Origin of the sequence: Bifidobacterium sp. RTP21102st3_E2_RTP21102_210122 (assembly GCF_040916945.1) — a bacterium.
Taxonomy (GTDB): domain Bacteria; phylum Actinomycetota; class Actinomycetes; order Actinomycetales; family Bifidobacteriaceae; genus Bifidobacterium; species Bifidobacterium longum.
Window position 1 is genome coordinate 59,810 of sequence record NZ_JBCPAN010000006.1, and the last position, 14,442, is coordinate 74,251.

General features: G+C 56.1%; 12 protein-coding genes. 3 read left to right on the top strand and 9 right to left on the bottom strand.

Annotated elements, in window-relative coordinates; translation table 11 throughout:
- Window positions 1-248: 248 nt before the first annotated feature.
- Window positions 249-1,280, top strand: coding sequence for a glycosyltransferase family 2 protein (locus AB5287_RS07970; RefSeq protein WP_022527903.1), 1,032 nt, complete (start codon window positions 249-251; stop codon window positions 1,278-1,280).
- An 82-nt stretch (window positions 1,281-1,362) separates the two neighbouring features.
- Here the strand turns inward: AB5287_RS07970 and AB5287_RS07975 are convergent, their stop codons facing one another.
- On the bottom strand, window positions 1,363-1,689 hold the full coding sequence (locus AB5287_RS07975; RefSeq protein ID WP_368220998.1) for a hypothetical protein: 327 nt from the start codon (window positions 1,687-1,689) through the stop codon (window positions 1,363-1,365).
- Here AB5287_RS07975 and AB5287_RS07980 point away from each other — a divergent pair.
- Together AB5287_RS07980 and AB5287_RS07985 are read left to right on the top strand one after the other, a co-directional pair.
- Window positions 1,682-2,104: a hypothetical protein gene (locus AB5287_RS07980; protein WP_204994476.1), complete on the top strand. Its 423-nt coding sequence runs from the start codon at window positions 1,682-1,684 to the stop codon at window positions 2,102-2,104. The genes AB5287_RS07975 and AB5287_RS07980 overlap by 8 nt on opposite strands.
- Before the next feature lie 109 nt (window positions 2,105-2,213).
- Entirely contained in the window at window positions 2,214-3,473 is a 1,260-nt protein-coding gene (locus AB5287_RS07985) for a UDP binding domain-containing protein (RefSeq protein WP_022527906.1), read from the top strand.
- Between the two features lie 119 nt (window positions 3,474-3,592).
- On the opposite strand, the gene AB5287_RS07990 is transcribed toward AB5287_RS07985, so the two are convergent.
- The 8 genes from AB5287_RS07990 to rfbB all read right to left on the bottom strand — a co-directional run bounded on the left by AB5287_RS07990 (window position 3,593) and on the right by rfbB (window position 14,423).
- A complete protein-coding gene (locus tag AB5287_RS07990) occupies window positions 3,593-5,233 on the bottom strand; it encodes a hypothetical protein (RefSeq protein WP_368220999.1) in 1,641 nt (546 codons plus the stop codon).
- 143 nt (window positions 5,234-5,376) lie between these two features.
- Entirely contained in the window at window positions 5,377-6,648 is a 1,272-nt protein-coding gene (locus tag AB5287_RS07995; RefSeq protein WP_368221000.1) for an ABC transporter ATP-binding protein, read from the bottom strand.
- Window positions 6,648-7,484 (bottom strand): ABC transporter permease, encoded by an 837-nt coding sequence (locus AB5287_RS08000; RefSeq protein ID WP_007057438.1) that lies wholly within the window; start codon window positions 7,482-7,484, stop codon window positions 6,648-6,650. Before AB5287_RS08000 ends, AB5287_RS07995 begins: the two co-directional genes overlap by 1 nt.
- A gap of 68 nt (window positions 7,485-7,552) precedes the next feature.
- The gene (locus AB5287_RS08005) at window positions 7,553-9,526 is read right to left on the bottom strand and encodes a rhamnan synthesis F family protein (protein WP_022527909.1); all 1,974 of its coding nucleotides are present in this window, start codon (window positions 9,524-9,526) and stop codon (window positions 7,553-7,555) included.
- A 13-nt stretch (window positions 9,527-9,539) separates the two neighbouring features.
- On the bottom strand, window positions 9,540-10,847 hold the full coding sequence (locus AB5287_RS08010; protein ID WP_007057427.1) for a glycosyltransferase: 1,308 nt from the start codon (window positions 10,845-10,847) through the stop codon (window positions 9,540-9,542).
- A gap of 33 nt (window positions 10,848-10,880) precedes the next feature.
- On the bottom strand, window positions 10,881-11,783 hold the full coding sequence (rfbA, locus tag AB5287_RS08015; protein ID WP_022527910.1) for a glucose-1-phosphate thymidylyltransferase RfbA: 903 nt from the start codon (window positions 11,781-11,783) through the stop codon (window positions 10,881-10,883).
- A gap of 156 nt (window positions 11,784-11,939) precedes the next feature.
- On the bottom strand, window positions 11,940-13,394 hold the full coding sequence (locus AB5287_RS08020) for a sugar nucleotide-binding protein (protein ID WP_368221001.1): 1,455 nt from the start codon (window positions 13,392-13,394) through the stop codon (window positions 11,940-11,942).
- Window positions 13,395-13,400: 6 nt separating this feature from the next.
- The gene (gene rfbB / locus AB5287_RS08025) at window positions 13,401-14,423 is read right to left on the bottom strand and encodes a dTDP-glucose 4,6-dehydratase (RefSeq protein WP_022527912.1); all 1,023 of its coding nucleotides are present in this window, start codon (window positions 14,421-14,423) and stop codon (window positions 13,401-13,403) included.
- Window positions 14,424-14,442: the final 19 nt, after the last annotated feature.

Genomic DNA, 14,442 nt, shown 5'->3' on the forward strand with positions numbered 1-14,442 from the left:
ATTTCATGTGCGATTCCACACGCGTTTCATTGTCCACCAGTGTAGCGAGAAGCACCTATGTACACATGCGATTCCGAATTCAGCGGCTCCTATAGGCTTCGGGCTTCCGGCTTGCGCAGGCTGGGTTTCGGCTTTACTTGGTGCACGCGCGACGTGCGCCTACCCTGTGACATACTGTTCATGTCCGCATAAACAGGGCGGCCTGCCGGTTACGGCCGCAGGGCGCAGACACGTTAGAAGGATTCGCCATGACGCAGGTTTCGCCGCTTGTCTCGATCATCGTGCCGGTGTACAACGCCGAGAAATACCTGCGTTACTGCGTGGATTCGATTCTTCGGCAGTCGTACGAGCATCTGGAAATCATCCTCGTGGACGACGGCGCCACCGATTCCAGCCCGATGATTCTGGACGAATACCAGCGGCGAGACAATCGCGTGCGCGTTATCCACCAGACGAATGGTGGCATCGCGAAGGCGCAGAACGCCGGATTGGATGCGGCGCACGGCGATTACATCGCGTTCGCCGACAACGACGACATCCTCGACCGCCGCAACATCGAACTGCTGCTGCACGCGCTGATTTCGACCGGCGCGGACATGAGCAAGGCCCGCTGGAGGCAGTTCGGCGTCTCCCAGATCGAGGAAGTCGCGATGGAAGCCCGTGAAGGCGCCGCCGAACCTGAACATGTGAGCGTGTTCACGAATCCGCTGAACGCCTACCAGACCGTATTCTGCAAGAGCCTGCGCCTGATCGGCGACAAGCTTGGCCACAACACGGAGGCCCGCTATTTCAACGAGGCGAACTGGTGCCGCCTGTACAAGCGCGAACTATGGGACGGCGTGCGATTCCCGGAAGGCATGTACGCGCAGGATGTGATGGTCGCCGGCGAACTGTACGCCCGCATGGATAAAGTCGCCGATCTCAACGTGAACCTGTATAACTGGCTGCAGTCCGCTGGTTCCGTCACGCATCAGGAGCGCAGTTTCGGTTTCTACCATGACAATTTCGCCGCTGGCGCGCACAACTTCCGCTTCTGTCTGGAACACGGCGTGCTGCCGATGCGAAGCTACTACACGATGGTGGGAGCCTGCACGGAAGAGACCACGTCCCCCGACTTCAACCTGCCCGAGAATCAGGCCCAGCATGAGACCGATAAGACGGAACTCGACCAGCTGCTCGCCAACCTTTCCCGCCAGCATCGTTTCTACTGCACTATTACCCGCCGCATCCGTCTGCTGGAGAAATACGTCTACGACCGCAAGGTCAAGAACATGAAGTAAGCAGTAGGGATTCACTCCATCATTCGATCCATCTCAGCATGAGCTAGGCACGCTACCTCCGTTGTTGTGATTGACACTGTTCCTATCTGATATTGGAAACGGAACCAATCGAATGTACCGCGATGCCCCACATACGTTCAAAAACACCTTCCCGATTGAAGATAATCGCAAACAACGATTTGCGAATCGCCTCGAGCATGAGCGCGACGACGAAAACGAAGGCGGAAATCGCCAGCATCCATACAATCGGCAATCTCGTCTGGTAGTACTTATCGAAGGCAAACCACTGAGTCCAAAGCAATTCGCGGACGAACGGATGATTCGTAATAAGATACACCCCCAGAGTCCAAGATGCCACGGAATTGACCAGTCTCGAGCGGAACCGCATACGGGAGAAGGCGATGAACATACCAAAACTGACACCTAACACCGGCAATGACCATTCTCTATCCAATGGGGCCGGCTCCGGTATGAAGCTCAGCCCATCGAAAGCCGGCACGAACTACACATCACCGAACTATTTCATGGAAATGGCCAGTGAGCACATGAACGCGAAAGTGTCTCCTTATCTCGCGTTCCTGTCCACCGTACGCACCAAGCTGCCTGCCGTGGAACGACTCGTGCTCGGCGAGGGCGGTTTCACGAACGATACATCCACCACATATCTGGACAAGAACGGCGATGTTGTGAAACGCAAGGACCTCTCCAAACAGCAGAAAACCCTGCTCAAAGAGTATCGGCTCATCCAATACGACATGACTGCCGGCAAAGGTTATCTCGCCAATACCGATTTCTTCAATGTACCGAACACACAGCATAGGTAAGAAGGCATCGTCACGTAGTTCAGTTCACGATAGAATCACGTAGCATCTTTACTGTTGCGCTCCGACCACGGCTAGAATTACGTGTAGCGCATCGTAGAAGGAGTGTCCCGTGAAGATTGCGGTTGCCGGTACTGGTTACGTCGGATTGTCGGTGGCGTTGCTGCTGTCGCAACATAATGAGGTGCACGCGTTGGACATCGTGCCTGAGAAGGTCGAGCTGCTCAACAACGGCAAGAGCCCCATCGTGGATAGCAAGATCACCGCATTCCTCGATGCGGACCGGTCCGGCGAGCGGCCGTTGGACTTCCAGGCGACGCTCGACCCGGAACAGGCGTATACGGGAGCGGATTACGCAGTGATAGCCACGCCGACGAATTACGACGCCCAGAAGAACTACTTCGACACGTCCAGCGTGGAGGCGGCGATCGAGGCAATCCGCAAGTACGACCAAACCGCATGGATCGTCATCAAGTCGACGATTCCGGTTGGTTACACCCAGCAGATTCGCGAACGGTTCCACGATGACCGTATCCTGTTCTCTCCGGAATTCCTGCGTGAGGGCCACGCCCTGTACGACAATCTGCATCCGAGCCGCATCGTGGTCGGCGCGCCGCAGGATGATGCGGAGGCCGTGCAGGCGGCGCACACGTTCGTGGACCTGCTCGCCCACGGTGCCGCCCCGGAGGAGAAGGACCGCGTCAACCCGGATGGGTCGAGGGGCATCCCCCAGCTGGTGGTCGGTACCACTGAGGCGGAGGCGATCAAGCTGTTCGCCAATACCTATCTCGCGTTGCGCGTCGCCTATTTCAACGAGTTGGACACGTATGCGGAAAGCCGCGGTCTCAACACGCACGAAATCATCAAGGGCGTGTGCATGGATCCGCGTATCCGCGACGATTACAACAACCCAAGCTTCGGCTATGGCGGCTACTGCCTCCCGAAGGACACGAAGCAGCTGCTCGCCAATTACGATAAGGTGCCGCAGAACCTCATCGAGGCGATTGTGGAGTCGAACCGCACACGTAAGGACTTCATCGCCTACGAAATCGAGGAGCTCGTCGACCGGGCCAAGGCGAACGGCATCGCCAAACCTGTGGTGGGAGTATATCGTCTGACGATGAAGAGCGGTTCCGATAATTTCCGTCAGTCCGCCATCCAAGGCGTGATGAAGCGCATCAAGTCGCGCGGCATCGAGGTCGTCGTCTATGAGCCGACGCTCGACGCCCCCGATTTCTTCGGCAGCAAGGTCACGCACGACTTGGACTCGTTCAAACGCGAAGCGGACGTGATCATCTCCAACCGTTGGAACGACGACCTCAAGGACGTGGCAGGCAAGGTCTACACAAGGGACCTGTTCCGCAGGGACTGATCGAATCGTTCTGAGTAGTCCGGAAGTGGAGATACCTAGAATCGCGTGATTCGCGTCAGACGAATAAGCGTTGTCCCGTCTCTTCCTCCGAAGAGGCGGGACAACGCTTATTCCTGCGTTTATTTCCGCACATACGAAATTGAGGAAAGCCCAATCCCCGACATGAACAACATAATCGGAAGGAACTGTATCAGATACCTGGAATGCCCGGATTCAAAAATCAGTAAAAAAATGATTGCACCGACCATGGCAATGGCGAGCCATACATCGTAAGAAACATGTTCTCCGGACTTCTCTATCGAAAGTACCTCTTCCTTCTTAAAGAAAGTCCTAGACATTCTCAAACAATTCATCAGGATTCCACTCACCAACAAAATATAGAAAATCTGCTCTATCTGAATCAGCGTTCTGTTGGAGTTGGAACCGCCAGTGTAAAGATGGGATACTTTTTGGATAAAAAGATTTTCATGGACGGCGTTCAGTGACTCATTCGCAAATGGTCTAGGCAGGAAAACATTGCCGGCATATCGCTGAACGCCGAACGAGCCATCCGAGGTGAAGTTTCTGAACTTCGTCAGCAGAAAAGTGGAGTATCCTACAACGCCATATTGGCGCAGCCTCTGCTTGATGACGGCATTGTTCGCATCCACCTTCTCCTGATACGTGAGATGCGACATAGTGAATTGGTACTCGGATTCCAAATATCCGCCGGTGCCGGTCATTCCCATCATGACATAATGCTGTGGGGACAGCGACAGCTCATGGTTGTAGGGGACGAGCTGCTGAGTGCGGACAGCATGGTTGTAGGGAACATTCGCACACAGGAAGCCACCGGCCATGAGAATGAGTGACGCCAGCAATGCGACGCAGTGTCGGCGATTCATTTTCAGAAGCAATGCAACCAACAATGCGATTACAGGAATCACAGCTGATGGCTTCAAGTTATAGGTGACCGCCAGATTCAGGCCAAACAGGAAGATAAGAACCGGATTCTTCCAACTGGACAGAAAAGCCTTATCAATGGTTTTCTGCGACAGCAGCCAGAAGCAGAAAGCGCAGTTGATCACCGTGAACGGCATGCAAAAGGTATCGCTGTACGGATGCAGGCACCATCCCGACAGGCCGAGGAGGATACACCAAAGCAGGAGAACGATATTGGCTACCGAATCATTAAGATACCGCTTGGCCACTGCATACATTCCGATAGCACAAACGTCAACTACCAGAACGGAAATCACTCGCATTACAAGCAACAGCGCTTCAAGGCTTGTCACAAAGGGAAGAGCCTTGTAAATCCCGAGTTCAACGAAGAACAGGAGGTAGTTGTTAGGGGAATTGGAAAGATAGGAAGCTCCGTCCAACCCTTTGTCCGTAATGACTTGCGGATTGACGACATAGTCAATAACCCATTCGGCATCAAAGCCCGTTGCCGGCCCTAATGCGAAGAACATCACGATTTGCCAGCAAATCACGATGACGAAAAGAATCCACTTATACCTTACCATCATATGCCAGATGCCACGAACGGCCTGTCTCACTTTTGCAAACACCGATACCGCCACAATGAATACAAGCAGAACAACCAGCAAAATCGTTGAATAACGATTATTCCCACTCACATCAATGTCAATCATTTGTGGCGACGTCGCCCTGATCGCGCAGTACCACCACCACAGCATCATAACGCTGAGGCAAAAGAAGCCGGAACCAATCAGTATCCGTCGCCATCCGGTGGTCATATCATCGACGGTTTCACTCATATGTTTATGTTTAATTGCCATCATTGGCTCCAATCCACGAAACAAAAGCACATACGAATTGAGGCCGGCAATAGTCACTTAGCTATATTGCCGACCTCAATCGAGCTGCAGACACCATCCAATTCGAACGAAAAGACGCCTCGTCACTGAATCATCTTGAATTGCAGAGCGCGGTCGCTCAACAACGCGTAGGTCTTGTTCCTGTTGTTTCGGACAGCGAAGAAGCAGGAATTGTCGTCATTGGTGAAGGCGATCATATCCGTCCTGTTGGGGTCTTCGGGATTGTCCAGACGCAACGAGACAAGCAGTTTGAAATCACTGTTGTTGAAGTCGCTGACCGGAATCTCAAAACCAACACGTTGCCGTCCACGCTGCTTCATCGGCACCGAACCCGAATCGCAGACGACGCCACCTCGTTTCGTGTCAATCAAAGAAATGGCCAGATAGAAGGAAACATCCTCCGCGAACTCGTATTCGACATCGAAGCGGAACGGTTCAACACCATCCGACAGCTGGTTGGAAACCGGCCAGATCTTCAGGAACGGAACACGTGCATTCAGACCGGTCGGATACGCATTATCCGCATCGTCTTCCTTTTCGGTTTTCTTCGTTGCGAAATTCTCCAACGTGTAACGGTCCGCCACCACGTCCTTATCACCACACTCGATGATTTCGCCGTTCTTAATCAGAATGGCCTTATTGCAGTACTTCTTCACCGAGTCCATGCTGTGCGTCACCAGAATGACCGTCTTGGTCGGATCCTTCTTGACCTCAGAGAAGAAGTTGTCGCACTTGCGTTGGAACGCCTCATCACCGACGGCAAGCACCTCGTCGAGCACAAGAATGTCGCCCTGGGCTTTGATGGCCACGGAGAACGCCAGTCGCACCTGCATACCGCTGGAGTAATTCTTCAGCTTCTGGTCCATGAACTCGCCCAGTTCGGCGAACTCGACGATATCGTCATACATGGCGGCGATTTCGTCACGGGTGAAGCCGAGCAGCGCACCGTTGAGATACACGTTCTCACGTCCGGTCAGTTCGGGGTTGAACCCCACGCCAAGCTCGATGAACGGCACCAGCTTGCCTCGGACATCCACCGTGCCCTGTTCCGGCACATAAATTTGGGAGATGATTTTCAGCAGGGTGGATTTTCCGGAACCATTACGTCCGACGATGCCGAAGAAGTCGCCCTGATGCACTTCGAAGCTGATATCGCGGAGCACCTTCTGTTCGGTATAGCCCTTAATGCCCTTGGTCCAGTTCAGGAAGGCCATCTTCAGGCCGCTGGCCTGTTCCGTCGGCAGACGGAAGGATTTGGCGACATGGTCGACCTTCAGCACGACCGGACGTTCATCCGCCACATCTGCAGCCGTGGCGGCGTTGCCAGTATTGACGTTATTCTCAACGACAGTCATCAGAGCACCTCCGCGAACTTGGCACTATGCTTGCGGAACACGTGGATACCGAACCACAGAATCACTACAGACAGCATGTACGGCAACAAGCACAGCAAACGGTTGTCCACCAGCGTCCAAATCGTCGGCACGTCCTCCGGTGAGATGAGATTATGTCGGATATCCATGATCGTCTGCGTGGTTGGAACCAACATGAGCAGCTTGGTCACCCAAGCCAGTTCAGGCGCACGCTGGGTGATCATCGTAATCGGGTAGATGATAGGCGTGGCGTAGAACATCGCCTGCAAAACGACTTCCCAAATATGCGCGACATCACGGAAATACACGTACAGCGTGGCCAACACCAGAGCCACGCCGAGTGCGATCGCATATAGCTGCAGGATATTCAATGGGACCAGAAGCACATGCCACGTGTAATGCGCATTGGCGAAGAAGCCGAACACGATGACGACCAGCAGGTTGATGGCCAGGGAAATCATGGCGCCCATCGTGGTGGAGGCGACGATGATGTAGTTGGGGAAATGAATCTTGCGAAGCAGATCACCGCGGTTCACAATCGCGGACATGCCCATGGATGTGGATTCATTGAAGAAGCTCCACAGGCAGGTACCGCATAACAGCGAGATGGCGAAGCTCGGTGTACCGTCGGAGAACTTCAGGAATCGGACGAACACCATGTACATCACCGCGAACAACATCAGCGGCTTCAGCACCGACCACAGTACTCCAAGGAAGGAACCTTGGTAGCGCAACTGGAAATCGGTTTTCACAAGCTCCTTGAACACCACCAGTGAGTAATGGTAACGGTCGCGGAGTCTGTCCCATGCTTTCTTCATAAACACCTTATTCTACTCAGACAGGGGATTTCCCGACTTTCTCCGCCGAATCCACCTGCCACTCGTCTCTATCGATGCAAACCGGAGCGTACTTTCTTCAGCACCGCATATGCCGTGCGAATCGGCACCCAAGCGGCTTTCCTCAACCGGCTCTGCATAGGTTTGGGTAGCGGGTAAGTCACCGCACGGAACACTTTACCGAGCGCAAGATGCGTCGTACGGCGCAGCCGGCCAACGAACGTCAACGACGACCTCAGGCTGCCGAGGCTCTCCATCACGCTTTCGCCGCGTCGCACGCCACTGGTGGTGTCCATGAAGCCCTGCGCGGTGTAGTACAGGGAGTCCACTTCGATGCGTGCGTACTTGTCGGACATCACCCATGCAGGGTAATACCCCTGCGATTGGGCGATATAGCCATTGGCCCGTTCGATGGCGTGCGAGATGGTGCCATCGACACCCATCTTGCCTTCCGGCAGGAAGTCCTCGTACCGCCACCCATATTCGTAGAGGGGCTTCAACGCTTCCACACGGAACCAATAGCACGATCCGATGGCGGATACGCTGGGCTTGCGTTCATCCAGAGGAACGTGGATGTGAAGCTTGTTTTCCAGCAGATCCTTGGTGATGTCGAAGTTGATGCCCCAATCGTGCGGCACCGTATGCGCGAAATAAAGGGCGTGGATAGGCGGCGGCGGAGTCGCCATACCCAAGCGCGGATTATTCGCGAACAACGTCAATATATTCCGCACATAATCCTTGGAGCCGAGCGTGTTCTCCAGCAGCTTGTAGGCGAATCCTTCGGTCTCGGTCCCCTGATGCCCGTTCTGCTGGTTCTGCCCGGACTTCTTGTCGTGCGCGAAACCGACGACATCATATTTTCCACCGAGAACGACGTCTTTCGCTCCGACGAGCAGCGCCGACACGTCACGACCGCGGTTTTGCACCGGGATGAAATCGACCGTATGAGTGAAGCCACGCTTATCCATTGCCTTGCGGATGTCGTCGATTTTCGACTCATTCGTCGTGATGTACAGGTCGGTGTCCTCAGGCAGATTGGCAAGATATCCCAGCGTCTGGTCCAGCAAGTCGAGGAAATAGACGTGGTAGATGAACGCCGAACGCACCGGAGCATCCCCGTCCTCACGAGGATTGACGGTACGGGTCGGCAACACGTAGTTGAGATGCACGGCTTTTGCGATATCCGCAATATTGTATGCCGGCAGTACCGCGTCCCATATCAGATCGGTGTCGTAATCGGTATGCCGGCGCAGATACTCCAACAGTTCCATACCGGGCTGACCGGCGGTCTGGTTGAAATAGTACTGGTATTCAACGAAGAAGGAACGCTTCTTGAACACCGGGCATCGGTCGTCGCGAATCAGGGAAACCGGGTCGTACAGCATCGGATACGTCGAACGCGACCGGTACTTGTCATAGTCGATATATGAGGCCCAGGTAAATCCAAGATCGGCGAACCGTTTGGTGAACGTCATCTCATGCTTACGTGTCGCCTCCGCGTAGTCTTCATACACGGGCATGGTTTCCCAATAACGCTGGAACGCTTTGGAAGTGATCAGGGATTTCCGATACGCATGCCAATATGATTGCAGATGCGTCGGAATCTCCTCGCCGAAGGCGACGTCGTGCGGATATGCGGTGATGCCCCAGAAATCAACGTTCTTGCCGTCCATTGTTTCGAACATCTCCGAGAACGGAAAAACCGGTCCCAGAATCGTATCGTTCAGGCAGATGACCTCATCGTAGGCGGCAAGCTTGCTCCACCCGATTGAAAGCAGCGCTTGGCGGTATGCGGCGATATCAAGGCCCTTGTTCTCACGAACGATGATCCTATCAGCGAATCGTTCAAGCCTCTTACGAGAGTCCGCGTCCAGTTCGCCGTTGGCGACGATGACCAGCTGGTCCAGTGATTTCACGAGCTTGCTCAGGAAATAATCCACGTAGCGCGCTACATGACCGTATTTGGCGTAGATGCAGTAAATACCGCATCGTTTCCATTGACGTCCTTTGGATGGCACAGTCATATCTCCGTTCCTTTTAACGGTGAAGAATCCGATGCGCGGCACGGCGCAGTAGGTTACGTCGTTCGCTACCTTCCGGGAACACCGCATCAACCACACGGCGAATGGGCGTTCCTGTTTTCAACACGCGGCGTTGCTCTTCCAGCTGGAGTTGCTGCCGATATCGCTCTTGTTGCTCGGCTATTTTCGCCTGTTTGATTTCGAACTCGTGCTTGTCCAGTTTCCCTTTCAACGCGAGGAAACCGTTCACGCGTTGCTGAATAACCGTATCGGAAATGCCGTTCAAATCCAGACTGTTCAGCAACGTCAACCAGCGACGATACGGATCCGCATCCGACGGGACCGCATCATGGTCGACGAACCACTGCGCACGTGCCGTAAGAGGATCCAACAACATGTAAGCGGTATTCTCATCACCCCAAACACGGCGCAGCGAACGCATACCGGCAATCTGATCGGTCTCCGTCAACCTCATCACCCATTCACGTCCCACGATTCCAAGCACCACATGCCTGTACCATTGCGCGCAACGAGTCATGTTGTCGTCACCGGAGTCGGCCGCATACCGCAGCACAGCATTCATGGAGGAATGGATTCCCGTATGGCCATGCTCGAATTTCTGCAACGTCTCAAGACCGGAACCGGACACCCCGGCACCCAGATTGTAGCGAAGACCACGGTATTCCATGAAGAACCGCATTGTTTTCGCCCGTGAAGCCAATACGAAGAACTCGTATGAATCCTGCATGCGTCCAAGCGGTTCATCATACGTTGCGGCGAATCCACTACGAACGAATTCGCCGTCGAACATGCAGTCGATAAGACTCCACGTGTTGCGGGTTCCGAAATCTTCGGAGAACACCGACCTCAGCACATCCTCACCATGCATGTCTTCGGTATGTAGATTGAACGACCGCTCCTCCTGGAGCGCCGTATCCTGATTGGCCGAACCGTGGGGGACCACGGTACGACCGAATCGCAGAATATCGAAATTCCGACCGGACGCATATGAGGAAAGCACTTCGCATGCGGTATCCTGCAGACGGTCGTCACCATCCACGAACACCACGTACTTACCGGTGGCATGGGAGACGCCCGTACGCCGGGCAAGATGCGCACCCTCATTTTTGTCTTTAGCGATCAACGAGAAGCGTGAATCATTCTGTATCGCGGATTCGATGACCGATTTCGTGGAATCGGTGCTCGCATCGTCCACAACAACGACCTCGAAATCCGGATTGGTCTGGTTTTGCAGACTCTGCAGGCAATCGGCAATATATCGCTCGACGTTATACGCAATGACGACAAATGAAACGGTGGGCATACTTCTTCCTCCGTGCGAAAACTTCAAACGGCTTCAGGCAGCTTTCGGCTTAACGATGATCTTGTCGTCGGCCACATCCTTGAGATGCTTGCCGTACGGGCTCTTGCCGTACTTCTCGGCGGCCTCAAGCAGCTGCTCGCGGGTAATCCAGCCGTTCTCATAGGCGATTTCCTCGGCCACGGCGATGGGCAGGCCCTGCGCGCGCTGCACGGTGCGCACGAACTCGCCCGCCTCGTACAGGGAGTCCATCGTGCCCGTGTCCAGCCACGCATACCCGCGGCCCAGCGTGCGCACGTTCAACGCGCCCGCCTCTAGGTACATCTTGTTCAGGTCGGTGATCTCCAACTCGCCTCGCGCGGACGGTTTCACCTGCTTGGCAAACTCCACCACGCGCTCGTCGTAGAAGTACAGGCCCGTCACCGCGTAGTTCGACTTCGGATGCTTGGGTTTCTCCTCGATGGACACGGCCTTCTTGTCCGCGTCGAACTCGACCACGCCGTAACGTTCCGGATCGTCTACGTAGTAGCCGAACACGGACGCGCCCTCACCGTTCTCCGCCTTCGCCTTCGCCTTGCGCAACGTGGCGCCCAGACCGTTGCCGTAGAAGATGTTGTCGCCCAGCACGAGCGCGCACGGCTCACCCGCGATGAACTCCTCGCCCAACAGGAACGCCTGTGCCAGACCATCCGGGGACGGCTGCACCACATAGGAGAATTTCACGCCATACTGGCTACCGTCGCCAAGCAGGCGTTCGAAGTTCGGCAGGTCCTTCGGCGTGGAGATGATAAGGATGTCGCGGATGCCGGCCATCATGAGCACGCTCAGCGGATAGTAGATCATCGGCTTGTCGTACACCGGGAGCAGCTGCTTCGATGTCACCGTCGTCAATGGATACAGCCTCGTACCCGAACCACCGGCGAGAATGATGCCTTTCATAAGGACCTGCTTTCTTCACAGTCGTAATCAGCTCACACCAGCTTAGCCAAGACAGTGGCGAAACAGAAAACCGCGCAGGTCATTCTGCGCGGTTTTCACACTGACATCAGGCCGTCGGAATGGGCTGACAGACCTTTCCGGTTTGTCCTATCTGTCCTACTTGCCGAGTTCCTTGTTCACGTATGCTTCGAGGGTTTCCTCCCAGTCGGCGGGCGTGTAGCCGGCGGCCTTGATCTTGGACAGGTCGAGCGCGGAATGCTCGGGACGCGGGCTGACCGGCGCCTTCGCGTTCGCGAAGTACTCGGCCGTGCTGATCGGCTTGACCTTCTCCCCGTTGCCGTTCGTCAGTTCGAACACGCGGGACGCGATCTGCGCCCAGTTCCTCACCGCGCCGGAACCGGTCAAGTTGTACGTACCGTACGGGGCATGCGAGTCCAGCAGGTGGAAGATCGCCTCGGCCATGTCCTTCGTGAACGTGAGGCGCCCGTACTGGTCGTCCACCACCGTCACCTGCTCCAGCTGGTCGTCCGGGTTCGCGACACGGTCCGACAGCATCATCATCGTCTTCACGAAGTTGCGGCCCTCGCCGATCACCCAGCTGGAACGCAGGATGTAGTGCTCCGGCGCGTTCGCCACCGCGATGTCGCCCGCAGCCTTCGTCTGCCCGTACACGCCCAACGGCGCGAACGCCTCATCCTCCGAATGCAGGTCCGCGGTGCCGTCGAACACGTAGTCGGAGCTCACATGCACCAGCGTGATGTGATGGTCCTTCGCGACCCTCGCGAGCAGGGCCGGGCCCTGCGCGTTCGCCTTCCACGCCACCGGACGGCCCTCCGCGGTCTCCGCCCTGTCCACGGCCGTGTACGCGCCCGCGTTGATGATCGTGCCGTACAGGCTCCAATCGTACTTGTCGTACGCGGTCGGATCGGAGAAGTCGAACTCGTCGATGTCCGTGTACTCGAAACCACGCAGACCATGCGCCTCCGCGTACGCGCGGACCGCACGGCCCAACTGGCCGTTGCAGCCCGTCACCAGCGTGCGCTTCGGCTCCATCGGCTTCGCATCCCTGAGCATCGGATGATGCAGGTCCGCCTCGGAGCGTTCGGACTCCTCCAACGGGATCGGCCACTCGATGCCCAGCTCCGGGTCCGCGAGGTTCACAAACGTGTACGTCTTCTTCTGTTCCAGCGACCAATGCGCGTTCACCAGATACGTGTACACGGTCCCGTCCTGCAAGGCCTGGAAACTGTTGCCCACGCCGCGCGGCACGTAGATCGCCTTCGACGGGTCCAGACGCGTCGTGAACACCTGACCGAACGACTCGCCCGGGCGCAGGTCCACCCACGCGCCGAAGATCTCACCCGCCGCGATCGAGATGTACTTATCCCACGGCTCCGCATGGATGCCGCGCGTCACGCCCTTCGTCGCGTTGAACGAGATGTTGTTCTGCACCGGACCGAAATCCGGCAGGCCCAACGCGGTCATCTTCGCACGCTGCCAGTTCTCCTTGAACCAGCCGCGGTTATCGCCATGCACCGGCAGATCGAACACCAAAAGCCCCGGGATGTTCGTCTCCGTGACCTTCAGCTCCTTCTCGAAATCAAACACCATACCCGATCACTGTCCCTGCTGCTTGTACTTGGCTTCGGTAGCGGCCTTCGCGGGCTCCCACCAGTCGCGGTTGTCCGTGTACCACTTGATGGTCTGTTCCAGGCCCTTCTGGAAGTCCGTGTGCGTCGGCTTCCAGCCGAGCTCGGTCCGCAGCTTCGTGCTGTCGATCGCGTAGCGGCGGTCGTGGCCGGGACGGTCCTTGACCCAGTCGAATGCGTCAGGATCCTGGCCCATCACGGTCAGGATGTCGCGCAGCACCGTGATGTTGTTGCGCTCCCCGTTCGCGCCGATCAGATACGTCTCACCCAAGCGTCCCTTGGTCAGGATGGTCCACACGCCGGTGGAGTGGTCGTCCGTGTGGATCCAGTCGCGCACGTTCTCCCCGTTGCCGTACAGCTTCGGGCGCAATCCCTCGAGGATGTTCGTGATCTGGCGGGGGATGAACTTCTCCACATGCTGGTATGGGCCGTAGTTGTTGCTGCAGTTGCTGATCGTGGCGCGGATGCCGAACGTGCGGTGCCAGGCGCGCACCAGCAGGTCCGAGCTCGCCTTCGTCGACGAATACGGGCTCGAGGGATGGTACGGGGTCTCCTCCGTGAACTTGTTCGGATCATCCAGGGCCAGGTCGCCGTACACCTCGTCCGTGCTCACGTGGTGGTAGCGCACATCGTACTTGCGGGCCGCCTCCAACAGGCGGAACGTGCCCTCCACGTTGGTCTTCAAAAACGGCTCCGGGTTCGCGATGCTGTTGTCGTTGTGGGATTCCGCCGCGTAGTGCACGATCGCGTCATGCCCCGGCACGATTTTGTCGAGCAGCTCGGCGTCGCAGATGTTGCCGTGCACGAACTCCACGCGGTCGCCCAGGATGCCCTTGATGTTCTCCAGGTTGCCCGCATACGTCAGCGCGTCCAGCACCGTGACATGCACGTCCGGATGGTTGTTGTACACGTAATGAACGAAATTCGACCCGATGAACCCACAGCCACCGGTCACAATGATGTTATGAGGAGTAAACACTTCATCAGCCATGGGCACTATGGTACCGTTG